Origin of the sequence: Bradyrhizobium sp. SZCCHNR1017 (genome assembly GCF_032381375.1) — a bacterium.
In the GTDB taxonomy this organism is placed as follows: Bacteria; Pseudomonadota; Alphaproteobacteria; order Rhizobiales; family Xanthobacteraceae; genus Bradyrhizobium.
This window is the reverse complement of sequence record NZ_JAUHIR010000013.1, coordinates 145109-168251: the sequence shown is the minus strand read 5'-3', so window position 1 is coordinate 168251 and position 23143 is coordinate 145109. Positions and strand designations below refer to the sequence as shown.

The following is a 23143-nucleotide window of genomic DNA, read 5'->3' as shown; positions in this document are numbered from 1 at the left end:
CGCACGCCAGGACGCACATTCGGTTGTGCCGACGCGCTGGAATCGTGGTGTCCCAAGCAAAACGACACGGCGTAGCGAGGTCGGATTCGCCCGGCCGTAGATCTGCGGGGGCGACGGCTCCGACGAACAGATCCATCGGCAATTAGGAGCCGACGCAGACGCCAGAAGCCAGACGACAGGCGCCGGCAACAAACGAGAAGGCCGCAGCGTTGCCGCCGCGGCCTCCCGATGTGAATTCGTCTGGTGGTGAGAACGATCCGGACCGGAAAGATCAGTTTCCGGGGGCGGTCCCCTCGCCGTCTTCGTGCTCCTCGGGTGCCGCGCTCGGCATCGCCCAGCTGGTCTCGGCAGCCGATTCGGTCTCGTTCACCGCCGGGATCTCGACCAGCGGAGCCATCTTGGGAGCCCGCTTCTTGGCGGCCTTCTTCTTCGGCGCGGCAGGAGCCTTTGCGGCCGACGTCTTGGCCTTCTTGGCGGGAGCCTTCTTCGCAGCAGCCTTCTTGGCAGGCGCCTTGGCCGCCTTCTTCGCCGCGGCCTTCACGGTCTTCTTCGCCTTCTTGGCGGGCGCCTTGGCAGCCTTCTTGGCGGCCTTTTTCGCGGACTTCGGTGCAGACTTCTTCGCAGCCTTCTTGGCGGACTTCTTCGTCGCCTTCTTCGCTGACTTGGCCTGCGCCATCAGCTTCTTCTTTTCTTTCTTGTCCTTCTTCGCCTTCTTGTCCTTCGCCATCAGAAACCCTCCAGTTGCCGCCGTTCGATCAGCTCGTCCGGCGGGACGGGCCGGCAGTCAGCACGCGCCCATCCGTCAAATCATTCCTGGCCGCGGACCGCCCGTCGCCCAGTCGAGAAGCTCAACGGTGTGCACGACGGGGACAGAGGTGCCGCTGGCAATCTGCATCATGCAGCCGATATTGCCCGCCGCGATCACATTCGGCTTGACGGTCGCGATGTTGGCGACCTTGCGATCGCGCAGCTTCATCGCGATGTCAGGCTGGAGAATGTTGTAGGTCCCCGCCGAACCGCAACACAAATGACTCTCCGGTATATCTTTCACCACGAATCCGGACTTGGAAAGCAATTCTTTCGGAATGCTCGTGATTTTCTGCCCATGTTGCAGTGAGCAGGCCGAGTGATAGGCCACGACGATGTCGTCGCGCCGAGAGGCGGAGGCCAGTTCGAGACCGGCGAGATACTCGGTGATGTCCTTCGCCATCGCCGACACGGCGGCCGCGGCCGCCGCATATTGCGGGTCTTCGCGCAGCATGTGTCCGTAGTCCTTGACGACGGTGCCGCAGCCCGAGGTCGTCACCAGGATGGCGTCGAGACCGCCGCGTTTCATCTCCGCGGTCCACGCGTCGACATTGGCGCGCGCCCGCGCCAGCGCGTCGGCATCCTGCCCCATGTGGTGGGTCAGCGCACCGCAGCATTGCTCGTCCCTGACCAGCACGACCTCGACGCCGTGCCGTGTCAGGACGCTGATCGCAGCCTGGTTGATGCGTGGCGCCAGCGCCGCTTGCGCGCAGCCCTGCAGCAGCGCCACGCGGCCGCGCCGCGCGCCCTGCGCGGCAAACACGCTGCCGCCCGCCGGCCCCGGCGGCGGCAGCGCCGCGGCAGGCGCCAGGTCGAGCATCGCCCTGACGCGCCGCAGCAGGCCCGGCGCAGGTGTTCGCGACGCGGAGGACGCCGGCAGCAGCGCCTTCAACGGCCGGCCGAGCCGCGCCAGGGTCATCGCCAGCCGAAACTCGCGCGGCCGCGGCAGCACATAGGCGAGCACGGCGCGCAGCCACCGGTCGGTCAGCGGGCGCTGGTAGCGCTGCTCGATTCGCACCCGCGCCTGATCGACCAGATGCATGTAGTGGACGCCCGACGGGCAGGTCGTCATGCAGGACAGGCACGACAGGCAGCGGTCGATGTGCTTGACCACGTCGGCGGTCGGTGCCTGATCCTTCTCGAGCATCTGCTTGATCAGGTAGATGCGCCCGCGCGGGCTGTCGAGCTCGTCGCCGAGCAGCACGTAGGTCGGGCAGGTCGCGGTGCAGAAGCCGCAATGCACGCAGGCGCGCAGGATCTTGTCGGCGACCGCGATGTCGGGATCGGCGAGCTGCGCCAAGGTGAACTCGGTCTTCATGGCGCAACGCTCCGCCTGATACGGCCGCGGTTGAGAATGGTCTTGGGATCGAAGGAGACGCGCACCCGCTCCTCCAGCGCGGCGACACCCGGCGGCTGCGGGTGGAAGACGTCGACCGCGAGACGCATCTCGTCCCACGCCCGCAGCAGGGTGGCGTGGCCGCCGACGGCCTCGGCCTGCTTGCGCACCAGCCCCGCGGACGCATCGGGCTGCGGCGGCAGCGCGGCCCAGATCAGCCCCCCGCCCCAGTCATAGATCACCTCGCCGCCGGTCTGGCGCGTCAAGGCCTGCCCGATGGCCCCGCCCGACACCGGCGGGCAGACGATCCGCCACACCGTCCAGGCCCCGAGCGGGCCGTTGGCGGCGAACGGCAGCACGTCGCGCACGGCGCTCCAGACATCGGCGGAGGCGTCGTCCGCGATGATCTCGGCCGCACCGTAGGTCGCGAGCTGCCTGGCGAGCGACGCCGCCCGATGCGCGGCGGAGGCCGTGATGCCCTCCAGCCTGATCACCGTGACCGCCTCGCGCGGCGAGCCGATCGGGCTTAGGCCTTCGACCTCCGGCCGCAAGGTCGAGGCCGGCAGATGCGCGGCTCCGGATACATCGAACGGCGAACCGAGCGCCGCCGTCATGGCCCGGTTGGCCTTGAGGTCGTCGAGCCCGCGCAGCACCAGGCTGCGCTCCGACTCCGGCCGCGGCATCACCTTCAGGGTCGCCTCGGTCATGACCGCCAGCGTGCCCCAGGAGCCCGCCAGCAGCTTGCAGAGATCGTAGCCGGTGACGTTCTTGACCACCTTGCCGCCGGTCTTGAAGCTCTCGCCGAAGCCGGAGACGGCATGCGCCCCGAGCAGATGGTCGCGCACCCCGCCGGCCCTGATACGCCGCGGGCCGGCCAGCCCCGCCGCGATCATCCCGCCCAGCGTGCCCCGGCCCGTCGTGCCGAGCAGCGGCCCCGTGTCCATCGGCTCGAACGCGAATTGCTGGCTCTTCGAATCGATCAGCGACAAGAGGTCGGCGAGCGGCGCCCCGGCCTGCGCGGTGATGATGAGCTCGTTCGGCTCGTAGGCGACGACCGCGCTCAGCGCCGACAGGTCGAGCACGGCATTGGTCGCGGTGACCTGGCCGATCCCACGCTTCGAGCCATGGCCGATCACGTCGAGCGGCTGCTCATTGGCGATGGCCGAGCGGACCACCTCCTCCACGTCGGCTGCGTTGCGTACTTTCAGGGCGTCCACCACTGCTCGCCTTGCTCGTTGATGATGACCGGCGGCCCAGCGCAACGCGCGGCCACCAGCGTTGCAGCCCTTCTAAAGCGTTGCGGGCCGGACACAAGGGCGGCCACGACGGAACGTTCACGCGCGATCTGCATGGTCCCGCCGTCGTGCTCTGCGGCATCGACCTCGCTGCCTGCAGGACTGTCGCATATGACGCCGTCAGAGTCCGGCCGAGCTGTTTCAACGTCGTCATGGCCGGGCTTGTCCCGGCCTGCGCGGCCGAAGCCGCTTCGGCGCGGCGAAGGCCCGGCCATCCACGTCGTCGAACCCGGAGAAGGAAAGACGTCGATGCCGGGCCTTCGCCCCGCGAGGCGCCGGGCCGCGCAGGTGGAACAAGCCCGGGCATCGCGTGCTCCCCAGCCCGTAGGGCGGGTAAGCGAAGCGTAACCCGCCGCCTTCCGAGACACATGGCGGATGACGCCTTCGGCTAATCCGCCCTACGCCCTCATGTGCACATCCATCCTTCGTCCGCCATCGAAGGATCGGATGCAGGAACTGCGGTATCGTTGCCCTTGCAGCACTTCAACGAAAGGACCGATCACGATGACCGGATATGCCATCGAGACGAAAACCGTGAACGAGGCCGTCAGCGGCGGCGGCCTGCTGGTGGTGGCGCAATGGGAGGCCAGGGCCGGCGAGGCCGACCGCGTCGCGGAGATCCTGTCGCGCTTCCTGCCCGAGGCGCAGCGCGAGCCCGGCGCAAAACTGTTCCTGATCTCCCGCGCCAAGGACAACCCGGCGCAGTTCCTGTTCTACGAGCTGTTCCGCGACGAAGCCGCGTTCAAGGCCCACCAGGAGAGCGACCACTTCAAGACCTATATCGCCAGCCAGGCCCTGCCGCTGCTGGCACGACGCGAGCGGATGCAGTACGGGCTGATTTAGACAACTCTGTCTTGAAATCGGCTCTCGTGGATGGGTTGAACTCTCGCCATCCCCAAGCTGTCATGCTCCGCCCTCGGGTCTCGCCTTCGCCGCGCCAGGGGGCAGGCTCCGGCGGAGCATCCGGTCCTCCACGCGAGACGAGATCGAACACAGACCTCATGGCGCATTGCAGGTCGTATGGCCTCCGTCGTATGGCCGGACGCAGCTCACCTACGGCATTCCTTTCGGCTTCCAAGTCACCCTTGCCTGCCCTCGATATCCTATTTTCTCGTCGTGCGAGATCGCCCCACTTATGCTAATGTTCTGTCATGGCCCCGAAGAAACCTTCTTCGAAAAAGACCAAAGCCGGTGGCTTCGTGATCGGCAGCGCCCGGTTTCGCAAGATCAGCGCCGTCGAGGGGATCGAGTATTCTCCCAAGATGAAGGGCGCTTCGTCGTCGACGGGTAAGGCCCTTTCCCCCGTGGAACGCCGGAAGTCGATCATCGACGCTTACCGCAAGGCTTAGGCCGCCATGTACGACGCGGTCGCCAACGAGTATTGCTATCTCCGCACGACCGTCCTGAAGAACAAGCTCGACATCCGAGACGCTGAGCACCTGAATGCCTTCGAGGCTGAGGTCAGCGATGCCAGGGCCGACGAGGAAATCCCGGCCGGCGATCTCGATTTCGAGCATTTGAACCGCCCGAGAACTTTGCCGAAGCGCACTGTCACCCTAATACAGAATCAGATGCTCGTTGGGTTACAGTCGCCTGACATCAGGGGGCGCAAGTACGCCTTGCCCGATTCGCTAGCTGCCATCACGGGGAGGGGTAAGCGCACAGAATTGATGCCAGTCAAGCTCTGCACACTGGACGAGGCGCGGGGATCTTCCGCGTGACAAACGGGTTTTCGCCGAATTTATCACCGACGAGCCATTTTACCGGGTGATCGAACGCGCAAAACTGTTTACAGATCAAGACATTCTACAACTTTAGGCGGTAATTTCATGCTCCTCCAACCCGAAAGGCGAACAGACCCGCCAGTATGATATTTGCGCGGGACGCTCCGAGGCGTCCGAGTTCGCGAGAGTACAGGCACCAACACTATCAGGAAAACCGTGACCTCAACATGCTCATGCACCTGAGCGGACGGCCCAGCCTTTCGATGGTCTTGCGCTATGCACACGTGAACGTCGCGCACGCCGTCCCCTCAATTAACAAAATGCCCTTGATCGGGGCCAGCAAAACGCAAGCGCGCGCCGCAAGAAGGTGCAGGCAAGATGACCGGAAACCGCGATAGGTTAGAAGAATATCTGACAAACAGCCATCGTGTCGAATACAAAGACAAGGCTGTCCGCATCAACGTAGAAGACTCAGATTGGTCCAACCTTCAATTAGTACGGTTGGTAGCCATAAGAAAGCGATTCAAAAAGGTCGATTTTTCCAACTCGACATTCGATTCCTGCTATCTCCCGAGCTGCTCGTTCGATAGCTGCAACTTTACGGGGGTAAAGTTCGCCTCGACCAACCTGCATGGGGCAACCTTTACGGGCTGCATTTTCGATTACGCAACGTTCGAGCGCACCATCATCGACGATGCAATATTGACGGACAACTGCCCTTCTTATGAGAATCAGAAGATGCGGTTTGCACGCAGCTTGCGCACTAATTACCAACAACTCGGAGATGCAGCGGCCGCGAATCACGCAATCCGCGTCGAACTTGACGCGACCGAAATCCATCTGCACAAGGCATGGTACTCAAACGATCGCTATTATCGGGCCAAATATCCAGGCCCATTCAACCGTATCCTACGATTCCTACTTTGGGTTAAATTCAAATTATTGGACTACGTGTGGGGAAACGGCGAGAACATTCTCGCGCTCTTGAGAACGGTCTTTTTTCTTATCGGGGCTATAGTGATCCTCGATACATCGACAGATCCAAGTTCAATCACCGCTGCAAGTTTGGTGGAAGCCATCTGGCGCGCACCACAGATTTTCTTTGGGGTTTCGCCTCCTGCACATATCAGCCCCACATGGCTCACCTTGATTACAGTAGCGCGACTCATTGCGCTTGGTTTTTTCATGTCAATTCTTATCAAGCGCTTCAATCGCCGATGACCCACCTACTCCACATCTATGTCTTTGGTTCGCTCTGCAGAGGCGAGATATCTCCGGGATCGGATGTTGATCTATTGGCGATCACTACCGGCGGCACGAATGAGCTGTCGCGCTCGATGTTTTCAATTTATTCCCACTCTAAAGTTAAGCGCATATGGAATGAAGGCAATCCGTTTGCGTGGCACCTTCACCTAGAAGCCAAGATGGTTTATAGTAGGGATGGAAGCGATTTCGTCCAGGCCCTTGGGACGCCAGCTAGCTACACCAAAGCAATCGATGACTGCGAACGCTTCCTCGCTATCTTTCGACAATCACGATCTTCGGTAGCGAGCGATCGCAGCAGCATCGTTTTTGACCTATCGGCCGCATTCCTCGGTCTACGCAATTTCTGCAGCTGCTACATGCTTGGACTTGGTGTTCCAGATTTTTCGCGTGGAGTAGCGCTCCGTCTTATGGGCGACATGCCCCCGGTGGACTTGGCGCATTATCGGATTCTCGAAAGGGCTCGCCTGCTCAGCACCCGCGGACATGGAGCACCACTTGCCGCCACAGAAGAGGATCGAGCACTTGAGGCACTCCCCCTTCTCGAAAATTGGATGGCGGAACTACTTCAAAGGAAGAAAGATGGACGATAGTTTCTCAAATCGGATGAATGCTCAACGAGCGATTCTGAAAGAGATCAACCAAATCGCATGGCCGGCGGAGGAACTCTTTGCCCTTTCCGAAGCAGCTATCGGACGTTGGGCCTCCGTAAACCGACTCGGACCCGACGACGCGGTTGTCCGGCTTGCCAGGGAGGCCGGCGATGCCTTGCTGTTCTTGGCAAACGCTAGCCAAGAGCAGATCTCGCCCGAATACGCTTCGCGTTCCGCTAACGTTGCGGCGATCCTTCCGCTTCTGAAGAGAGCGCTAGCTCGCAGGGCGGATAGCCCCCCATCGTTATGAGGCGCCAAGATTAAATCGCCCGCTTTTGATGTAGCCTTTCTACTGGTTAATTTATCAGGATGATCTAATGGCTCGCGCTACACAACCACCCCCGCCTCCTCCCCGGCCTTCTCTATCGATCGAGCAGAAGCGACGGTGCATGGATCGATTGCGCCAGCGTATTGCCGATCTTGAAGCCTTCGATCCACAGCAAGTTCAAGGCCGCCGTGACCCTAGTGCGCTGGCACTTCAAACCGCTATCGACGAAACGCTGTCCTCGACATTTGGGCACGACACAATCGAATACAGGCGCTACAGCAATGCCGGCCGACTGGATGGAGGCCCAATGGGTGCGATGTTTGTCAGCGGCCGGCGCCCGCCGAGTTACGACGCGTCGCTACTGAACGATGTGCGACAGTATCTAACCCGTGAAAAGGCAAAATCTGTCGCACTTCTCGGTCAGGCCATCCGCTTCCTCGAAGAAGAAATTGCAGATCAGCAAGAACTCCCGCCGCCGAATGTCAAAGAATTGCAGCCGTCTCAGAAAAATGAAGTCTTTGTCGTGCACGGCCATGACGAGGCTGCTCTGCAGGCAGTTGCTCGCTTCCTCGAACGGCTAGAATTGCCGACGATCGTCCTGCGTGAGCAGCCCGACCAGGGACGCACGATTATCGAGAAATTCGAAGATTGCGCGAGCCGCGTCGGTTTCACGGTTGTGCTCCTGACCCCCGACGATGTCGCCGGTACTTCATCGGCCCCAGCGGCGCGCGCCCGTCAGAATGTAATCTTCGAGTTGGGCTATTTTGCCGGCAAGCTCGGTCGCGGACGCACGTGTCTTTTGCGTAGAGGCGAGGTCGAGATCCCATCGGACCTTTACGGGGTCATCTATACAGAACTCGACCCAGCGGAGGGCTGGAAAATAAAACTCGTGAAGGAGCTGAAGGCGGCCGGCATGGATTTCGATGCAAACAAGGCATGGGGATAAGACACGGCAGAGCATCGCCTTATGGGAGTCAGGACGATCAGATGACGAGTCCTAACGAGCATCTCCGCTTTCTCGAATTGGCGGAAGAATTCTATCAGGCATTCCGAGACCTCCCGGAAAAGGCGCCCTCCGGGCTTCCCATCTCGTGGCCACGTTACTTTATGCTCTGCCATGCGGTCGAACTGGCCCTAAAGGCTTTTCTCCTCGCTCAAGGCGTGCCGCTCAAGGACCTCGAAAACAATCGGATATTCGGGCACAGAATCGACGCGCTGCTAAAAGAGGCGCATGAGCACGGATTGGCGATTGGACCGCTAGAGCGATCCGAGTTGGAACAACTGCACGCAGCCCATGCAGGCTACTGGCCACGGTATCCTATGAAGAAAGCCGGCCCGGTCTTTCGGATCGAGCCGTTCGAGCCATACGTCGTCAAGCTGCTCGAAGCCGTCCGGGCGGCGGTACGCGGCGGCTTTGCCCTGCACGTCCAATATGGCACCGCTTCGGCGCCCAAATCCGCCAGACGCCGCAGCGCCAGAAAAAAGCAAAGTAGTTAGAAAGAGATAGGACAGGTCATCCCCCACCTTCACACGGAAAGTTCAAGGTCGATTCTTTGGGGCGTCCACAATTTCGAACCCGACAGATACAGAGCCTGTTCGGGTCGTCGGGCAAATCAGCTTTGCTGATCTCACAGCGAAAGAACGGCCGGCCGCAGCAAATCGCTCGCGGGGAAAAACTCATTTCGCGAGCGATTGCAACGCCGAACGGCCAGCCGGCCTCAAGCACCGAAATTTTCCGCTTTCGCTTTTACAGAAACCGTGCCATCCTCCGCCCATCCCGCCTCACCGAGAGGGGCGTACGCGCGGTCGTCACGATATGCGAGGTGGGATGCGGTGGCCGTGTCGGGTCGCAGCGTGGCTTCGGTCATGCCGACGAACGACTGTGATGCGGACGTGAAATCGTGTGGGCCTGGCCTCCCGGTGCTGAGGCCAAGCGGGTCGTGCCCTTTGCGGGGCGGGCCAGCGACGGGGACAAGAACGCCGATCCCCGGGGCGAGCACGTATAAGCGTTAAGACCGCCGCGCAGGGAATGCCGGTTGATCGGCTGAACCTGTGGTACCTGCCGCCTGCATTTTTTTCGCAGGCGGGCCATGGGTGAGGCCTTCACCCGGCATTCCCTGCGCCCTCTCGACCGTTTCGAAGGGCGATGTCGATGGCATCACTCGGGCGGAGAACGCCGCGGGAGCGCGGACGTGCGCCTGCGAGCAAAGGTGGATGCGATGAGGACGACTCTCTCCACGTCATTCCGGGGCATCGCGCAGCGATGAACCCGGAATCCATAACCACAGGCGGATGTTGGTCGAGCGGGATGGAGCTGCCCGCGTGCCTCACGTATCGGCCCGTGGCTATGGATTCCGGGCTCGCCCTGCGGGCGCCCCGGAATGACGCGGGGAGAGAGCGGGGCGCCACATGACGGTGCCCTGCCCTGCGGCGCCGGTCTCAGAACCTCGGCAGATCCGGAAACGCCAGCTTGCCGCCATGCACGTGCATGCGCCCAAGCTCGGCGCAGCGGTGCAGGGTCGGGAACACCTTGCCGGGATTGAGCAGGCCCAAATGATCGAAGGCGCACTTCACCCGCTGCTGCTGGTTGAGGTCGATCTCGGTGAACATCTCCGGCATCAGGTCGCGCTTCTCGATGCCGACGCCGTGCTCGCCGGTCAGGACGCCGCCGAGCTCGACGCAGCAGCGCAGGATGTCGGCGCCGAACGCCTCGGCGCGCTCCATCTCGCCCGGCTTGTTGGCATCGTAGAGGATCAGCGGATGCAGATTGCCGTCGCCGGCATGGAACACGTTGGCGCAGCCGAGCTGGTACTTCTCCGAGAGCTCGCGGATGCGCGCCAGCGCCTTCGGCAGCGCGCCGCGCGGGATGGTGCCGTCCATGCAGAGATAGTCCGGCGAGATGCGCCCGACGGCCGGAAACGCCGCCTTGCGGCCGGCCCAGAACAGGTTGCGCTCGGCCTCCGAGGTGGAGATGCGGCAGGTGGTCGAGCCGCAGGCGTTTGCAATCGCCTCGACGCGGCCGATCAGCTCGTCGACCTCGACGCCGGGGCCGTCGAGCTCGATGATCAGGAGCGCCTCGACGTCGAGCGGATAGCCGGCATGGACGAAGGCCTCGGCGGCGTGGATCGCCGGCTTGTCCATCATCTCCATGCCGCCGGGGATGATGCCGGCGCCGATGATGCGGGCGACGCATTCCCCGGCCGCCTCCACTTCGGCGAAACCGACCATCAGGGCGCGGGCCGTCTCCGGCTTCTGCAGGATGCGCACCGTCACCTCGGTGACCACGCCGAGCAGCCCTTCCGAGCCGGTGATCAGGCCCATCAGGTCATAGCCGGCGTTCTCGGTGCACTTGCCGCCGATGCGCAGGACCTCGCCGGTCATCAGCACGAACTCGCAGCCGAGCACGTTGTTGGTGGTCATGCCGTATTTCAGGCAGTGCACGCCGCCGGAATTCTCGGCGACATTGCCGCCGATCGAGCAGGCGATCTGCGACGACGGATCCGGCGCATAGTAGAAGCCGGCATGCGCCACCGCCTGGCTGATGGCGAGGTTGGTGACCCCTGGCTCGGTGACGACGACGCGGTTGTCGAAGTCGATGTCGCGGATGCGCTTGAACTTGCCGAGCCCGAGCAGCACGCCGTCGGCGAGCGGCAGCGCGCCGCCGGACAGCGAGGTGCCCGAGCCGCGCGGAACCACCTTGATGCCCTGCCCGTGGCAATATTTCAGGACCTGCGAGACCTGCGCGGTGGTCTCCGGCAGCACCACGACCATCGGCGGCTGGCGGTAGGCCATCAACCCGTCGGACTCGTAGGGCAGCATCTCGGCGGCGCTGTCGATGACGCCTTCGCCCGGCACGATCGCGCGCAGTGCAGCAACGATCTCGTCGCGGCGCGCCAGCACCGCCCGATCAGCTTCCGGCATCATGATCGCCATCGCGTTCCTCCGGCCCTCGATTTGTGCTGGCATATCAATCACAACGGAAACGGTTTGGATAGGCAGCGGATCCGCATCGAAGTTTGCGGCAGAGCAACAAGCTCCGCCATTATGCTGATTTGCCTCAGTGCTTCCCCGCTTGTGCGTCGCCTGAGGCCATGCCACAACCTGCGCGCAAACTCGTCTCGTAACCCACAGAGCCTGATCCATGAAGAAAATGACTTTGAGCGCGCTCGTCGTCCTCGCCTCGTCGTCGCTGGCATCTGCCGCGCTGGCGCAGGATGCCGCCGCCGGCAAGACGTCCTTCAACAAGTGCCTGCCCTGCCACGCGATCGGCGAGGGCGCGAAGAACAAGGTCGGCCCGGAACTCAACGGCCTCGACGGCCGCAAGTCGGGCAGCGCGCCGGACTACAACTATTCGGAAGCCAACAAGAACTCGGGCATCACCTGGAACGAGGCGGTCTTCAAGGAATACATCAAGGACCCGAAGGCCAAGATCCCCGGCACCAAGATGACCTTCGCCGGCATCAAGAACGAGACCGAGATCAACAACCTCTGGGCCTATGTCTCGTCGTTCGACAAGGACGGCAAGCAGAAGCAGTAAGCGGCCGCCGGCCGACACGTCACCTCGACTGCAAAGCCCCGGCGGACCGCCGGGGCTTTTTCACATCACGGCGCCACGGCGTCGGCCAGGGTCACCGCGGCGACGATCCGGTCGACCTCGCCGGCCACCAGCTCCGGCACCGCGTTCTGGACCATGTGCCCGAGGTCGGGCAGCACGATCAGGCGGCTCTGTGGCACGACCCGCGCGAGCGGGCGGGAATGGATGTCGGTATAGACCGTCCGGTCGGCCCCGCCCGCCACGATCGTGACCGGGACCTTGATCTCGCCATAGCGCGGCGCCTGCTCGATCACCGCCTGCTTCAGGGTGACGAGATCGCGGGCATTGGCCATGAACTCGCGCGGGCGCAGCAGCAGCGGCGTCGCGGTCCGGTCGACGAAATCGTCCGGCATCGCCTGCGGCGCGAACACGCCGCGGGCGCCGGGCGCCATCAGCGCCAGGCCGAGCGGCAGCGTGATCGTATGCGCCAGCAACGGCCCGACCACCGGCGTCGTGACGGCCTCGTTGTAGCGCCCGACCCCGCCCCGCCAGGGATAGGCGACCGGCGCCAGCATCACGAGCCCCGCAACCCGGTCGGGGAAGTCGAGCGCCATGCGCAGGCCGAGCGCGCCGCTCCAGGAATGCACCACCAGGACGACCTGGCCGACGCCGAGCCGCGCCAGCACCTCGTCCAGCATCCGGGCCTGAGCCGCGGGCGTGGAATCCTCAGGCCGCGCGCGCGGGCTCCAGCCGTGGCCGGGACGGTCGACCAGGAGCACCCGGTGGCGCTGCGCCAGGAGATCACCCAGCGGACGGCGCATGGCTTCGAGGTTCGAGCTCGCCCCATGGAGCAGCAGGAGCGGCGGTCCGGACGCGTTGCGCGGCCCGATATCCACAAGATTGATGGTCGCACCGGCCACCGGGATCGCCTGCCCCTGCTGCGGATAGCGCTTTTCGACGATCGCAATACCGGCCCGCGTGGCCAGTGCGAGCCCACCGAGAACGACCGCAATAGTGATTGAAATCATTGATATTTTTCTACGTGTCACGCTGACAGATACGGAGCAGAACGAAGGCGGTTGCGCGGGAAAGCGCGCAATTCCACGTCCCGTCAAGCCAATCCTGTCATCATGGCGTCGTCGGCCATTTTATAACCATGGTCGGGACATTTCCTCGCAATCGGCTGATGGCCGTGAATTACTTGCGGTCAGATCATTGCGTCGTTTGAACACGATGACCGGCCCTGCGTTTTGTTTGGTGTTTTGGGAGGGGGTTACCGATGAGTTTTCGTTCGAGCGAGGCTGCGATCGACGAGATCGTCGCAAGTTGCAATGGCGATCTCCGCGGCGCGCTGAAGGCCCTGCTGCTGGTCAACGAGCATCTCGAGGCCGAGATCGCGCAGCTGTATGCCGCAGCCGCGCAGTACGGCATGCCGGACCGCCGCAGCACCGCATTTCACTGAGTCGGCTGACCGGGCCGGATTGCGCCGATCAGTCCTCGGACGTGATGTCCTTGTTCGGACACGCGTTGATCGTCGATCGCGCCAGCTTGGCGTCGTCTTTCGACTTGAACGGCCCGGACGCGAACCAGATGTCGCCCATGGTGGGGGTGACGATCGGATTGCTGGTCACGATCTCGCAGCGATTGGTGGCGCGGTTGCCGACCACCCAGAACAGATCCGGATCCTCGGCCCAGGCGGCCGTCGCCGTCATTCCGATGAGCGCTGCCGTCAGCACTGCACGCCTCATTGCGCCACCTCCTCGCCGGATGTCCTCCGATCAACGGCAGGTGGGATGGCGCAGATCGGCCGGCAAGGACGGCCGTCCTGACATGGTTAATCGATCGCCAAGGCTAGATGTCGCGGCCTTCGACCTTCTCGGTCAGCGTCTTGACCAGCTCCGGCACCTTGTCCAGGTGCGGATTGACCTCGAGCGCCTTGCGGAACGCGTCCAGGGCCCGCTTCTCCTCGCCGAGATCCTGCATGATCATGCCGAGACCCGCGAGCGCGCCGAAGTGCCGCGGCTCACGCAGCAGGACCTGCTGGATGTCGGCAAGCGAGCGACCGTAATCGTTCTGGAGGTAATAGATCGTCGCGCGACGGTTCCAGGCCTCGACGTAGTCGGGCCGGAGCTTGATGACCGAATCGAGCAGCTTGAGCGCAACCTCGTTCTGCTTCGCGTCCATCGCCGCCTTGGACCGCGCCATCAGCAGGGCGACGGTGTCACTGGGGGTCTGCAGCCAGATCGCCCAGATCCGCGCCTCGACGTGCTTGGCGCTGATCTCGTCGGGCGCCGCCTTCAGGGCGCCGAACAGGAAATCGAGGCCCTTGGTCTTGTCGGCTCCGACCTTGGGCAGCTTGGCCGGAGCCTCGGGCGGCTTTGGCTTGACGCCGGCCCGCGGCTCCCCCTGCGCAAAGGCAAGATGCGGTACCGAAATGACGACAACGGCGAGAAGAATCGCCCGCAAGGATCGCTTGGCCATGCCCCAAGTCTAAACGCAGTCGGCGCGTCCTGCAAAGCAGCACGCGCCTCAAAGACCTGTGAGAAGGCCCCTCTTCTCGAGGGGAGATCTACGGGATCAACCCTGGCGGGCCTTGAAGCGGCGCTGGACCTTGTTGATCACGTAGACGCGGCCCTTGCGGCGGACCAGACGGTTGGCGCGATGGCGGCCACGCAGCGACTTCAGCGAGTTACGGACCTTCATGGGACATCCTGATACGTTGAAAGGCCGTGTTGGACAGGCCGGAAGTGGCAAATACAAAGGGAGTTCCGCAAGCGACCAAGTCGCCCGGATTGGCGGGTTTCTAACCACCAGCCCGCCGGATGTCAATCATGGCGGGCCCCGGCTTCAACAGGACCGGCCGGCGACGGGCCCCTCGATCCAACTTGGCGATTGCCAAATTTGTTATATCCTATAATCAATTTTCCAAAGCCAAGAACCAACCGCCGGGAACGCCCATGCCCAAGCTCGCTCTGCCCAAGATCGACGATGTCGTCGCCATCGACATCCACACCCATGCCGAGGAGCCCTGCGGCATGCATGCGGATGACGGCTACGACGATTTCCAGGCCCAGATGGCCGACTACTTCAAGTCGCCGCACAAGCACCCGCCGACGGTGCCGGAGACGGCGGCCTATTACCGCTCCAAGAACATCGCCGCCGTGATCTTCCCGGTCGACGCCGAGCGCGAGACCGGCTTCCGCCGCTACAACAATTACGAGATGCTCGAGGTCGCCTCCGACCATCTCGATGTGCTGATCCCCTTCGTCAGCATCGATCCGCACAAGGGCAAGCTCGGCGTCCGCGAGGCGCGCAAGCTGATCGAGGAGTATGGCGTCCGCGGCTTCAAGTTCCACCCGACCATGCAGGGCTTCTACGCCAACGACCGGCTGGCCTATCCGCTGTATGAGGCGATCAACGACGGCGGCGCGATCGCGCTGTTCCACACCGGCCAGACCGGCGTCGGCTCGGGCATGCCGGGCGGCATGGGGATGCGGCTGAAGTACTCGAACCCGATGTACATGGACGACGTCGCGGCCGACTTCCCCGACCTCAAGATCATTCTCGCCCACCCCTCCTTCCCCTGGCAGGAGGAGGCGCTGTCGGTCGCGACCCACAAGCCGAACGTGTACATCGACCTCTCCGGCTGGTCGCCAAAGTACTTCCCGCCGATCCTGGTGCGCTACATCAACTCGATCCTGCAGGACAAGATGCTGTTCGGCTCCGACTGGCCGGTGATCACGCCCGACCGCTGGCTCGCCGATTTCGCCAAGCTCGACATCCGCGAGGAGATCCGGCCGAAAGTGTTGAAGGCCAACGCGCGCAGGCTGCTCGGGATCTGAGGCCGTCCGACGGCTCGTATCGTCGAGGATCGTGCTATCATCCGCGGGCGCGGCGGCCATCGGCCATCGCGCCTGCCTCTCTCGATGAGGTGAGCGCCGTGCCCTTCAAAGCCGTGGTCTTCGATGCCTATGGCACGCTGTACGACATCCAGTCAGTAGCGGCGGTCACCGAGCAGGCCTTTCCCGGCCACGGCGACATCATCACCCAGATCTGGCGCATCAAGCAGCTCGAATACACCTGGCTGCGCTCGCTGATGCAGCGTATGGCGGCCGCCTGCATCGAGACCGATCTCGTGTCCCCGCTCACGATGTTCAAGGCGCTGCGGACCCAGATGGACGAGTTGGGTTTTGCGCCCGATCATCGTATTGCTGCGCTCTCCGAATTGCCTGAGATCGTCAACACGCATGAGCCTTGAATCCGTCCGCGCCTTCTTCGCTGAAAAAGCCCCCGACATCGACGTTCTCGTCTCCAGCCAGAGCTCCGCAACCGTGGCGCTCGCGGCGGAAGCCTATGGCGTGGAGCCGGCCCGCATCGCCAAGACGCTGTCGTTGCGCGTCGGCGAGCGCGTCATCCTGATCGTCGCCGCAGGCCACGCGCGCATGGACAACAAGAAGGTGAAGGCGCTGTTCGGCGGCAAGCCGAAGATGCTCGGCCTCGACGAGGTCGCCGACATCACCGGACACGAGGTCGGCGGCGTCTGCCCGTTCGGCTTGAAGTCGCCGCTACCGGTGTATTGCGACGTCTCGCTGAAGGCCTTCGACATCGTGGTGCCCGCCGCGGGCTCGACCCACAGCGCGGTGAAGATCACGCCGGATCGCTTGGCCGAGCTGACGGGAGCCGCATGGGTCGATGTATGCGAGGTGCAGTCCTGATCGGCTGGGATCGGCGGCCGCGATCATCGCTTCTTCCCCTTCGCGAGTTCCTTCACTAGAAACTCCGTCAGCACCTCGACCCGCGCGGGGCGCGGGCCGCCGGGCGGCATCACCAGATGCATTGCGCCTTCGGGCTGGCTCCAGCCCTTCAGCACCACCTCGACCTCGCCAGACGCGATCGCGTCGCCAACGATGAAATCCGGCAGGTCCGCGATGCCGAGCCCCGCGAGCACCGCCGGCAACAGCGCCTCGCCATTGTTGACGCGCAGCTGTCCCGCCGGCCGTACGCTGGCCTGCTCGCCGGCCGCATTGGTGTAGTGCCAGACGCCGGCGGTGGAGAGATAGGCGTAGCCGAAGCATTTGTGCTCGGCGAGATGCATCGGATGCGTCGGCCGTCCGTGGCGCTTCAGATAGGACGGCGCCGCCACCGTGTAGCGCGGCATGGGGCAAAGGCGGCGCGCGACCAGCGACGAGTCCGGAAGCCGCGCGATCCGCAGCGCGAGGTCGAACCCTTCGCCGATCAGATCGACGGTGGCGTCGCTCATGTGGAGGTCGATCGAGACCTCCGGATATTGCTCTAGGAACGCCGGCAGCAGCGGCGCGATCTTCTTGACGCCGAACGTCATCGGCACCGCGAAGCGCACCAGGCCGCGCGGCGTCAGCGACTGCGCGAGCGCCTCGGTCTCGGCAGCCTCGCCATCGGCGAGCAGCTGCGCGGCACGCTCGGACAGGCGCTGGCCGGCGTCTGTCAGCGCCAAGCGCCGCGAGGTGCGGTTGAACAGCCGCGTACCCAGACGCTCCTCCAGCCGGCTCACCGCCTTGGAGACGGAGGCCTTGGAGAGGCCCAGCTCCTGCGCGGCGCCCGCGAAGGAGCGCAGCTCGACGACCTTGGCGAAGATCGCCATCGCCTCGAAATCCGGAAGTCGCGCCATCGCCTCAAATCTCGTTTTTGGAAACAATAGGTTTCAATAGTTTCTATTTCTATACTCCGGTCGCTTCCTTATTCCAATGCCCAACAGCACGGCGGCCCCGGCCGGCCGTTGCAACCACAGGAGCAGACCCATGATCGAATTGAAGCCCTTTGCGGCGCTGGGCGGCGCCGACCACGGCTGGCTGAAGGCCAAGCACCATTTCTCGTTCGCGAGCTACTACGACCCCAGCAACATGGGCCACGGCGCCCTGCGCGTCTGGAACGACGACGAGATCGCGCCGAACACCGGCTTCCCGGCGCATCCGCACCGGAACATGGAGATCATCACCTATGTCCGCGAGGGTGCGATCACCCATCAGGACAGCCTCGGCAACAAGGGCCGCACCGAGGCCGGCGACGTCCAGGTGATGAGTGCGGGCAGCGGCATCCGCCACTCCGAGTACAATCTGCAGCCGACCACGACGCGGATCTTCCAGATCTGGATCGAGCCGACCACCGATGGCGGCCAACCGACCTGGGGTGCCAAGCCGTTCCCGAAGTCCGACCGCTCCGGCAAGCTGGTCACACTGGCGAGCGGCTTCGCAGATGACGACGACGCGTTGCCGATCCGTGCCAAGGCGCGCGTACTCGGCACCACGCTGAAGGCCGGCGAGACCGCCGAGTACAGCGCCGACAAGGCCCGCCACATCTATCTGGTGCCCGCAGCCGGCAGCGTCGAAGTGAACGGCGTCCGAGTCAACGCCCGTGACGGCGCCGCCATCCGCGACGAGGCCACGCTCAAGATCACCGCGCTCGAAGATTCCGAGCTGGTGCTCGTCGACGCCGCCTGACCTCTCACGCGATCCCGGCCGGGCATCCGGCCGGGACGCTCTCCCCGATCATCCTCGTCCCCACGGAGACTGCCATGACCAAGGTTCTCGTTCTCTACTACTCCGCATACGGCCACATCGAAGCGATGGCCAACGCGGTGGCCGAAGGCGCCCGCGAGACCGGCGCCACCGTCGACGTCAAGCGCGTGCCCGAACTGGTGCCGGCCGACGTCGCCAAGGCCTCCTACTACAAGCTCGACCAGACTGCCCCGATCGCCAAGGTCGAGGAGCTCGCCGATTACGACGCGATCATCGTCGGCACCGGCACCCGCTTCGGCCGCATGGCCTCGCAGATGGCCAACTTCCTCGACCAGGCCGGCGGCCTGTGGGCCAAGGGCGCGCTCCACGGCAAGGTCGGCGGCGCCTTCACCTCGACCGCGACCCAGCACGGCGGCCAGGAGGTCACGCTGTTCTCGATCATCACCAACCTCTTGCATTTCGGCATGACCATCGTCGGCCTCAACTACGGCTTCGCCGGCCAGATGAAGCTCGACGAGGTGACCGGCGGCTCGCCCTATGGCGCCACCACCATCACCGGCGGTGACGGCAGCCGGCAGCCGAGCGCGAACGAGCTGGCGGGGGCGCGCTATCAGGGCCGCGTCATCGCCGAGACCGCAAAGAAGCTGCATGGCTGATGCGACTGGGGCGGCACTTCCGCAAACGAAGTGCCGCCCCATCTCGCAAAAGTCGGAAGGATGCCAAGGAGTCTGCAATGCCCGCCATGCTCGAACTGGTGACGCTGGCCCGGCTGGCCCGCCATCCCCTGCAGATCATGGCGCGCCGCTGGTACTGCAAGAGCCTGTATCGCGCGAGCCGCGGCCAGCGCCGCTGCCCGGAATGCGCGGCCGCTACAGCGGCTTGATCTGCACCTTCCTGAACTTCACGACGCCCGAGCCGTACTGCAGGGCGATCGGTCCCGCCGCGTGCTTGCTGTCGTCGACATCGGCGGTCTTCTCGCCGTTGAGGATCACGGTCAGCCGCGTGCCCTTGGCGGTGATCTCATAGGTATTCCACTTGCCGCCGGCCTTCGGCATCGGATCGACCTTGGACACGTCGACGATCGCGCCGGTGCCGTATTTCGGATCGGGCCGCTTGTCGAAGATGTTGACCTCGTAGCAGATGTTGGAGTCGATCTTCGCAGATTGGTCGCAGCGGATGAAGATGCCACTGTTGGCGGCGTCATCGACCCAGAACTCGGCCTTGATCTGGAAATCCTTGTAGCTGGTCTTGGTCACCAGATACGATGGATCCTTGCCGTCGAGCTTGTCGGCCGACAGCGCGCCGTCCCTCACCTCCCAATTGGCCTTGCCGACCTCGGCGAATTCGACCTTTTTGTCGCCGTCGACCAGGGTCACCCAGCCGTCATCGGCCAATGCCGCTCCCGTCATGCCTGCGCCCGCAATCAACAGTCCGGCCGCGAGCCCTCTCAAGCGATACCGCATCGAAACTCCTCCCTGATTTCTGTTTCGTTCGTCGCCACGATAGCAAAGCGCCGGACAATGCAAACGGGTTTCGATGCTGCACCTGCTCTATCGTCTCCTCCAACTACACCGCCGTGGCGCGCGCAAAATCGACATAGATCTCGCGCAGCCGCGCCGCCACCGGTCCCGGCTTGCCGTCGCCGACCGGCTTGCCGTCGATCGTGACCACCGGCTGCACGAACGAGCTCGCGCTGGTGATGAAGGCTTCCTTCGCCCCGAGCGCCTCCTCCACCGTGAACAGCCGCTCCTCGACCTTGAGCTGGCGCTCCTCGGCGAGCTTCACCACGGCCTTGCGGGTGCAGCCCGGCAGGATCGCGTTCGAGTTCGGCCGCGTCACGATGACGTCGTCCTTGGTCAGGATGAAGGCCGAGGACGAGCCGCCCTCGGTGACATGACCGTCCTCGACCATCCACGCCTCGCCGGCCCCGGCCGCGGCGGCCGCCTGCTTCGCGAGCACCTGCGCGAGCAGCGCCACGCTCTTGATGTCGCGGCGCGCCCAGCGGATGTCGGGCACGGTGATGACGCCAATTCCCGTCTTCGCCGAGGGCGCATTGATGATGTCCTTGGCGGTGACGAACATCACCAAGGTCGGCTTGACGTCGCCCTTGGGAAACGGGAAGTCGCGGCCCTTGTCGGCACCGCGCGTCACCTGCAGATAGACCATGCCCTGATCGAGCCGGTTGCGTGCGACCAGCTCCTTCTGCAGCTCCTCGATCCGCGCCAGGCTCTCCGGCAGCGCCAGCCCGATCTCGCCGACCGAGCGCTCCAGGCGGGCAAGATGCGGGGCACTGTCGACCAGCTTGCCATCGAGCACCGCCGCCACTTCGTAGATGCCGTCGGCAAACAGGAAGCCGCGATCGAGGACCGAGACCTTGGCCTCGGACAGGGGCACGAAGGCGCCGTTGACGTAAGCGATCGGGTCCAAGGACGTGTCTCCATTCTCATCTGCGCACGCAAAGCCATCTGCGTACACCAATTGTTACTCTCGCCGTCATTCCGGGGCGATGCGCAGCATCGAACCCGGAATCTCGAGATTCCGGGTTCGCCCTGCGGGCGCCTCGGAATGACGGACGCAACTAATGCGACAGGATCTTCGACAGGAACTGCTGCGCCCGCTCGCTGCGCGGCTGGCCGAAGAAATCCTCCTTCTTGGCGTCCTCGACGATCTCGCCGCGGTCCATGAAGATGACGCGGTGCGCGACCTTCCGGGCGAAGCCCATCTCGTGGGTCACGACCATCATGGTCATGCCCTCGCGGGCGAGATCGACCATGACGTCGAGCACCTCGCTGATCATCTCCGGATCGAGCGCCGAGGTCGGCTCGTCGAACAGCATCGCGATCGGGTCCATGGCTAGCGCACGTGCGATCGCCACGCGCTGCTGCTGGCCGCCGGAGAGCTGCGCCGGAAACTTCTGCGCCTGCTCCTTCAGCCCGACGCGCTCCAAAAGCTTCATGCCCTTGGCGGTCGCCTCCTCCTGGCCGCGTCCCAGCACCTTCTGCTGGGCGAGGCAGAGATTTTCGATGATCTTCAGATGCGGAAACAGCTCGAAATGCTGGAATACCATGCCGACGCGCGAGCGCAGCTTCGGCAGGTTGGTCTTCGGATCATTGACCTTGAGCCCGTCGATCGTGATCGTGCCGTCCTGGAACGGCTCCAGCGCGTTGACGCATTTGATGAGGGTCGACTTGCCGGAGCCGGACGGACCGCAGACCACCACCACCTCGCCCTTGGCGACCGAGGTCGTGCAGTCCTTCAGCACCTGGAAGCTCGGGCTGTACCATTTGTTGACGTGGCTGATTTCGATCATGGGAGCCGACTATCTGATGATGGAGATGCGCGACTGCAGGCGGCGGACGCCGTAGGACGCGACACAGGAGATGGTGAAGTAGACCAGGGCCGCGAACAGGTACATCTCGACCAGACGGCCGTCGCGCTGGGCGACCTTGGAGGCGGCACCGAGGAAGTCCGGGATCGAGAGCACGTAGACCAGCGACGTGTCCTGGAACAGCACGATGGTCTGCGTCAGCAGCACCGGCAGCATGTTGCGGAACGCCTGCGGCAGCACGACGTAGCGCATGGTCTGCGCGTAGGTCAGGCCGAGCGCCGAGGCCGCGGCCGGCTGGCCGCGCGAGATCGACTGGATGCCGGCGCGCATGATCTCCGAGAAATACGCCGCCTCGAACAGGATGAAGGTGATCAGCGACGAGGCGAACGCGCCGACCTTGATCGGCCGGGACGAGCCGGTGATCCACTGCCCGATATAGGGCACCAGGAAGTAGAACCAGAAGATCACCAGCACCAGCGGCAGCGAGCGCATGAAGTCGACATAGAGCCCGGCGATCCAGCCCATCACGCGATAGCCGGAGAGCCGCATCAGCGCGATCAGGGTGCCGAACACCAGACCGCCCGTCGCCGACAGTGCCGTCAGCATCAAGGTGAAGGTCATGCCGTCGATGAACAGGTAGCTCAGCGAACGGCGGATGACATCGAAATCGAAATTGGCCAGCATCTCATTTGCCCGTGATGTAGCCAGGGATCGCCACCGCGCGCTCCAGGAGGCGCATGCCGATCACGACGATGACGTTGATGACGAGATACATCAGGGTGGCGGCGCTGAACGCCTCGAACACCTGGAAGGAGAATTCCTGCATGGCGCGCGCAGCGCCCGTCAGCTCGATCAGGCCGATCGTGATCGCGACCGCGCTGTTCTTGACGGTGTTGAGAAATTCGGACGTCAGGGGCGGCAGGATGATGCGGAAGGCCATCGGCAGCAGCACGTAGCGATAGGCCTGCAAGGTGGTGAGGCCGAGCGCGGTCGCCGCCATCATCTGGCCGCGCGGCAGCGAGCCGATGCCGGCCGCGAGCTGCACCGCGACGCGCGCCGACATGAACAGCCCGATGCCGACCGCAGCCGTATAGAACGGCGCATTCGGCATCTGTTTCAGCCACAGGCCGGCGGTTCGCGGCAGCAGTTCCGGCAGCACGAAGAACCACAGGAACAGCTGCACCAGCAGCGGCATGTTGCGGAAGAACTCGACATAGGCGAAGCCGATCCAGGTCGCCAATTTCGAGGGCAGACTGCGCAGGATGCCGACGATCGTGCCGCAGATCAGCGCGATCACCCAGGCCGACAGCGAGGTCACGATGGTGACCTTCAGCCCCGACAGCAGCATGTCGAAATAGGTGCCGGCCCCGGTCGGGTTCGGCTCCAGGAAGATGTGCCAGTTCCAGGTGTAGTTCACGGGGACATCCTGAGAGGGAATTAG

29 protein-coding genes are annotated in these 23143 nt (G+C 63.8%); 15 read left to right on the top strand and 14 right to left on the bottom strand.

Annotated elements, in window-relative coordinates; genetic code table 11:
- Positions 1–271 precede the first annotated feature (271 nt).
- From QW863_RS27505 to QW863_RS27495, 3 genes are all read right to left on the bottom strand, one after another.
- Positions 272–727: a hypothetical protein gene (locus QW863_RS27505; protein ID WP_315716660.1), complete on the bottom strand. Its 456-nt coding sequence runs from the start codon at positions 725–727 to the stop codon at positions 272–274.
- A 75-nt stretch (positions 728–802) separates the two neighbouring features.
- Positions 803–2125, bottom strand: a complete 1323-nt coding sequence (gene glcF / locus QW863_RS27500) for a glycolate oxidase subunit GlcF (RefSeq protein ID WP_315716658.1) — start codon at positions 2123–2125, stop codon at positions 803–805.
- Entirely contained in the window at positions 2122–3360 is a 1239-nt protein-coding gene (locus tag QW863_RS27495; protein ID WP_315716657.1) for an FAD-binding protein, read from the bottom strand. The genes glcF and QW863_RS27495 overlap by 4 nt, the downstream gene beginning before the upstream one ends.
- 582 nt (positions 3361–3942) lie before the next feature.
- Between QW863_RS27495 and QW863_RS27490 the strand changes: the two genes are divergently transcribed.
- The 7 genes from QW863_RS27490 to QW863_RS27460 all read left to right on the top strand — a co-directional run bounded on the left by QW863_RS27490 (position 3943) and on the right by QW863_RS27460 (position 8843).
- Positions 3943–4281, top strand: coding sequence for a putative quinol monooxygenase (locus tag QW863_RS27490; RefSeq protein ID WP_315716656.1), 339 nt, complete (start codon positions 3943–3945; stop codon positions 4279–4281).
- Between the two features lie 308 nt (positions 4282–4589).
- Complete coding sequence (locus QW863_RS27485) at positions 4590–4787, top strand: hypothetical protein (protein ID WP_315716655.1); 198 nt, start codon at positions 4590–4592, stop codon at positions 4785–4787.
- A gap of 6 nt (positions 4788–4793) precedes the next feature.
- Positions 4794–5159 (top strand): hypothetical protein, encoded by a 366-nt coding sequence (locus tag QW863_RS27480; RefSeq protein WP_315716654.1) that lies wholly within the window; start codon positions 4794–4796, stop codon positions 5157–5159.
- Between the two features lie 381 nt (positions 5160–5540).
- The gene (locus tag QW863_RS27475) at positions 5541–6383 is read left to right on the top strand and encodes a pentapeptide repeat-containing protein (protein ID WP_315716653.1); all 843 of its coding nucleotides are present in this window, start codon (positions 5541–5543) and stop codon (positions 6381–6383) included.
- Positions 6299–7018, top strand: coding sequence for a nucleotidyltransferase domain-containing protein (locus QW863_RS27470; RefSeq protein ID WP_315716652.1), 720 nt, complete (start codon positions 6299–6301; stop codon positions 7016–7018). The genes QW863_RS27475 and QW863_RS27470 overlap by 85 nt, the downstream gene beginning before the upstream one ends.
- Positions 7019–7467: 449 nt before the next feature.
- Positions 7468–8292, top strand: coding sequence for a nucleotide-binding protein (locus tag QW863_RS27465; RefSeq protein ID WP_315716651.1), 825 nt, complete (start codon positions 7468–7470; stop codon positions 8290–8292).
- Positions 8293–8333: 41 nt separating this feature from the next.
- Positions 8334–8843 carry a hypothetical protein gene (locus QW863_RS27460; protein WP_315716650.1) on the top strand — a complete coding sequence of 170 codons (510 nt, stop codon included), beginning with the start codon at positions 8334–8336 and terminating at the stop codon, positions 8841–8843.
- A 942-nt stretch (positions 8844–9785) separates the two neighbouring features.
- On the opposite strand, the gene QW863_RS27455 is transcribed toward QW863_RS27460, so the two are convergent.
- The gene (locus QW863_RS27455) at positions 9786–11279 is read right to left on the bottom strand and encodes an FAD-linked oxidase C-terminal domain-containing protein (protein ID WP_315716649.1); all 1494 of its coding nucleotides are present in this window, start codon (positions 11277–11279) and stop codon (positions 9786–9788) included.
- Positions 11280–11487: 208 nt separating this feature from the next.
- On the opposite strand from QW863_RS27455, the gene cycA reads away from it, so the two are divergent.
- Positions 11488–11883 (top strand): cytochrome c-550 CycA, encoded by a 396-nt coding sequence (gene cycA / locus QW863_RS27450; RefSeq protein WP_315716648.1) that lies wholly within the window; start codon positions 11488–11490, stop codon positions 11881–11883.
- A 65-nt stretch (positions 11884–11948) separates the two neighbouring features.
- Here cycA and QW863_RS27445 read toward each other — a convergent pair whose 3' ends face one another.
- Positions 11949–12908, bottom strand: a complete 960-nt coding sequence (locus QW863_RS27445) for an alpha/beta hydrolase (protein ID WP_315716647.1) — start codon at positions 12906–12908, stop codon at positions 11949–11951.
- A gap of 251 nt (positions 12909–13159) precedes the next feature.
- Here QW863_RS27445 and QW863_RS27440 point away from each other — a divergent pair, with 251 nt between their 5' ends.
- Positions 13160–13342: a hypothetical protein gene (locus QW863_RS27440; RefSeq protein ID WP_315716646.1), complete on the top strand. Its 183-nt coding sequence runs from the start codon at positions 13160–13162 to the stop codon at positions 13340–13342.
- Positions 13343–13370: 28 nt separating this feature from the next.
- Here the strand turns inward: QW863_RS27440 and QW863_RS27435 are convergent, their stop codons facing one another.
- The 3 genes from QW863_RS27435 to ykgO form a co-directional block, all read right to left on the bottom strand.
- Complete coding sequence (locus QW863_RS27435; protein ID WP_315716645.1) at positions 13371–13628, bottom strand: hypothetical protein; 258 nt, start codon at positions 13626–13628, stop codon at positions 13371–13373.
- A 103-nt stretch (positions 13629–13731) separates the two neighbouring features.
- Entirely contained in the window at positions 13732–14361 is a 630-nt protein-coding gene (locus tag QW863_RS27430; RefSeq protein ID WP_315716644.1) for a tetratricopeptide repeat protein, read from the bottom strand.
- 96 nt (positions 14362–14457) lie between these two features.
- Entirely contained in the window at positions 14458–14583 is a 126-nt protein-coding gene (gene ykgO, locus QW863_RS27425) for a type B 50S ribosomal protein L36 (protein ID WP_006611362.1), read from the bottom strand.
- A 254-nt stretch (positions 14584–14837) separates the two neighbouring features.
- Between ykgO and QW863_RS27420 the strand changes: the two genes are divergently transcribed.
- From QW863_RS27420 to QW863_RS27410, 3 genes are all read left to right on the top strand, one after another.
- Entirely contained in the window at positions 14838–15722 is an 885-nt protein-coding gene (locus QW863_RS27420; protein ID WP_315716643.1) for an amidohydrolase family protein, read from the top strand.
- 98 nt (positions 15723–15820) lie between these two features.
- A complete protein-coding gene (locus tag QW863_RS27415) occupies positions 15821–16138 on the top strand; it encodes a hypothetical protein (protein ID WP_315716642.1) in 318 nt (105 codons plus the stop codon).
- Positions 16128–16595, top strand: coding sequence for a YbaK/EbsC family protein (locus QW863_RS27410; protein ID WP_315716641.1), 468 nt, complete (start codon positions 16128–16130; stop codon positions 16593–16595). The genes QW863_RS27415 and QW863_RS27410 overlap by 11 nt, the downstream gene beginning before the upstream one ends.
- Positions 16596–16618: 23 nt before the next feature.
- Here the strand turns inward: QW863_RS27410 and QW863_RS27405 are convergent, their stop codons facing one another.
- Complete coding sequence (locus QW863_RS27405; protein ID WP_315716640.1) at positions 16619–17527, bottom strand: LysR family transcriptional regulator; 909 nt, start codon at positions 17525–17527, stop codon at positions 16619–16621.
- Between the two features lie 130 nt (positions 17528–17657).
- Here QW863_RS27405 and QW863_RS27400 point away from each other — a divergent pair, with 130 nt between their 5' ends.
- The 3 genes from QW863_RS27400 to QW863_RS27390 all read left to right on the top strand — a co-directional run bounded on the left by QW863_RS27400 (position 17658) and on the right by QW863_RS27390 (position 19257).
- Positions 17658–18356 (top strand): pirin family protein, encoded by a 699-nt coding sequence (locus QW863_RS27400; protein WP_315716639.1) that lies wholly within the window; start codon positions 17658–17660, stop codon positions 18354–18356.
- Between the two features lie 74 nt (positions 18357–18430).
- Positions 18431–19030: an NAD(P)H:quinone oxidoreductase gene (gene wrbA, locus QW863_RS27395; protein ID WP_315716638.1), complete on the top strand. Its 600-nt coding sequence runs from the start codon at positions 18431–18433 to the stop codon at positions 19028–19030.
- A gap of 77 nt (positions 19031–19107) precedes the next feature.
- Complete coding sequence (locus QW863_RS27390; protein WP_315716637.1) at positions 19108–19257, top strand: hypothetical protein; 150 nt, start codon at positions 19108–19110, stop codon at positions 19255–19257.
- On the opposite strand, the gene QW863_RS27385 is transcribed toward QW863_RS27390, so the two are convergent.
- From QW863_RS27385 to QW863_RS27365, 5 genes are all read right to left on the bottom strand, one after another.
- Positions 19244–19837 carry a DUF1080 domain-containing protein gene (locus QW863_RS27385; RefSeq protein WP_315716636.1) on the bottom strand — a complete coding sequence of 198 codons (594 nt, stop codon included), beginning with the start codon at positions 19835–19837 and terminating at the stop codon, positions 19244–19246. The two genes, QW863_RS27390 and QW863_RS27385, sit on opposite strands and share 14 nt — an antisense overlap.
- A gap of 103 nt (positions 19838–19940) precedes the next feature.
- Positions 19941–20801, bottom strand: a complete 861-nt coding sequence (locus QW863_RS27380; protein WP_315716635.1) for a D-amino-acid transaminase — start codon at positions 20799–20801, stop codon at positions 19941–19943.
- Positions 20802–20952: 151 nt separating this feature from the next.
- On the bottom strand, positions 20953–21684 hold the full coding sequence (locus tag QW863_RS27375) for an amino acid ABC transporter ATP-binding protein (protein WP_315716634.1): 732 nt from the start codon (positions 21682–21684) through the stop codon (positions 20953–20955).
- A 9-nt stretch (positions 21685–21693) separates the two neighbouring features.
- Positions 21694–22386, bottom strand: coding sequence for an amino acid ABC transporter permease (locus QW863_RS27370; protein WP_315716633.1), 693 nt, complete (start codon positions 22384–22386; stop codon positions 21694–21696).
- Position 22387: 1 nt separating this feature from the next.
- Positions 22388–23119, bottom strand: a complete 732-nt coding sequence (locus QW863_RS27365; RefSeq protein WP_315716632.1) for an amino acid ABC transporter permease — start codon at positions 23117–23119, stop codon at positions 22388–22390.
- Positions 23120–23143 lie beyond the last annotated feature (24 nt).

What these genes read in the sequence shown, in the direction of transcription:
- QW863_RS27505 (WP_315716660.1), bottom strand. Translation starts at nt 727, where the DNA reads ATGGCGAAGGACAAGAAGGCGAAGAAGGACAAGAAAGAAAAGAAGAAG.
- glcF (WP_315716658.1), bottom strand. Translation starts at nt 2,125, where the DNA reads ATGAAGACCGAGTTCACCTTGGCGCAGCTCGCCGATCCCGACATCGCG.
- QW863_RS27490 (WP_315716656.1), top strand. Translation starts at nt 3,943, where the DNA reads ATGACCGGATATGCCATCGAGACGAAAACCGTGAACGAGGCCGTCAGC.
- QW863_RS27485 (WP_315716655.1), top strand. Translation starts at nt 4,590, where the DNA reads ATGGCCCCGAAGAAACCTTCTTCGAAAAAGACCAAAGCCGGTGGCTTC.
- QW863_RS27480 (WP_315716654.1), top strand. Translation starts at nt 4,794, where the DNA reads ATGTACGACGCGGTCGCCAACGAGTATTGCTATCTCCGCACGACCGTC.
- QW863_RS27475 (WP_315716653.1), top strand. Translation starts at nt 5,541, where the DNA reads ATGACCGGAAACCGCGATAGGTTAGAAGAATATCTGACAAACAGCCAT.
- QW863_RS27470 (WP_315716652.1), top strand. Translation starts at nt 6,299, where the DNA reads ATGGCTCACCTTGATTACAGTAGCGCGACTCATTGCGCTTGGTTTTTT.
- QW863_RS27465 (WP_315716651.1), top strand. Translation starts at nt 7,468, where the DNA reads ATGGATCGATTGCGCCAGCGTATTGCCGATCTTGAAGCCTTCGATCCA.
- QW863_RS27460 (WP_315716650.1), top strand. Translation starts at nt 8,334, where the DNA reads ATGACGAGTCCTAACGAGCATCTCCGCTTTCTCGAATTGGCGGAAGAA.
- QW863_RS27455 (WP_315716649.1), bottom strand. Translation starts at nt 11,279, where the DNA reads ATGGCGATCATGATGCCGGAAGCTGATCGGGCGGTGCTGGCGCGCCGC.
- cycA (WP_315716648.1), top strand. Translation starts at nt 11,488, where the DNA reads ATGAAGAAAATGACTTTGAGCGCGCTCGTCGTCCTCGCCTCGTCGTCG.
- QW863_RS27445 (WP_315716647.1), bottom strand. Translation starts at nt 12,908, where the DNA reads ATGATTTCAATCACTATTGCGGTCGTTCTCGGTGGGCTCGCACTGGCC.
- QW863_RS27440 (WP_315716646.1), top strand. Translation starts at nt 13,160, where the DNA reads ATGAGTTTTCGTTCGAGCGAGGCTGCGATCGACGAGATCGTCGCAAGT.
- QW863_RS27435 (WP_315716645.1), bottom strand. Translation starts at nt 13,628, where the DNA reads ATGAGGCGTGCAGTGCTGACGGCAGCGCTCATCGGAATGACGGCGACG.
- QW863_RS27430 (WP_315716644.1), bottom strand. Translation starts at nt 14,361, where the DNA reads ATGGCCAAGCGATCCTTGCGGGCGATTCTTCTCGCCGTTGTCGTCATT.
- ykgO (WP_006611362.1), bottom strand. Translation starts at nt 14,583, where the DNA reads ATGAAGGTCCGTAACTCGCTGAAGTCGCTGCGTGGCCGCCATCGCGCC.
- QW863_RS27420 (WP_315716643.1), top strand. Translation starts at nt 14,838, where the DNA reads ATGCCCAAGCTCGCTCTGCCCAAGATCGACGATGTCGTCGCCATCGAC.
- QW863_RS27410 (WP_315716641.1), top strand. Translation starts at nt 16,128, where the DNA reads ATGAGCCTTGAATCCGTCCGCGCCTTCTTCGCTGAAAAAGCCCCCGAC.
- QW863_RS27405 (WP_315716640.1), bottom strand. Translation starts at nt 17,527, where the DNA reads ATGGCGCGACTTCCGGATTTCGAGGCGATGGCGATCTTCGCCAAGGTC.
- QW863_RS27400 (WP_315716639.1), top strand. Translation starts at nt 17,658, where the DNA reads ATGATCGAATTGAAGCCCTTTGCGGCGCTGGGCGGCGCCGACCACGGC.
- wrbA (WP_315716638.1), top strand. Translation starts at nt 18,431, where the DNA reads ATGACCAAGGTTCTCGTTCTCTACTACTCCGCATACGGCCACATCGAA.
- QW863_RS27390 (WP_315716637.1), top strand. Translation starts at nt 19,108, where the DNA reads ATGCCCGCCATGCTCGAACTGGTGACGCTGGCCCGGCTGGCCCGCCAT.
- QW863_RS27385 (WP_315716636.1), bottom strand. Translation starts at nt 19,837, where the DNA reads ATGCGGTATCGCTTGAGAGGGCTCGCGGCCGGACTGTTGATTGCGGGC.
- QW863_RS27375 (WP_315716634.1), bottom strand. Translation starts at nt 21,684, where the DNA reads ATGATCGAAATCAGCCACGTCAACAAATGGTACAGCCCGAGCTTCCAG.
- QW863_RS27370 (WP_315716633.1), bottom strand. Translation starts at nt 22,386, where the DNA reads ATGCTGGCCAATTTCGATTTCGATGTCATCCGCCGTTCGCTGAGCTAC.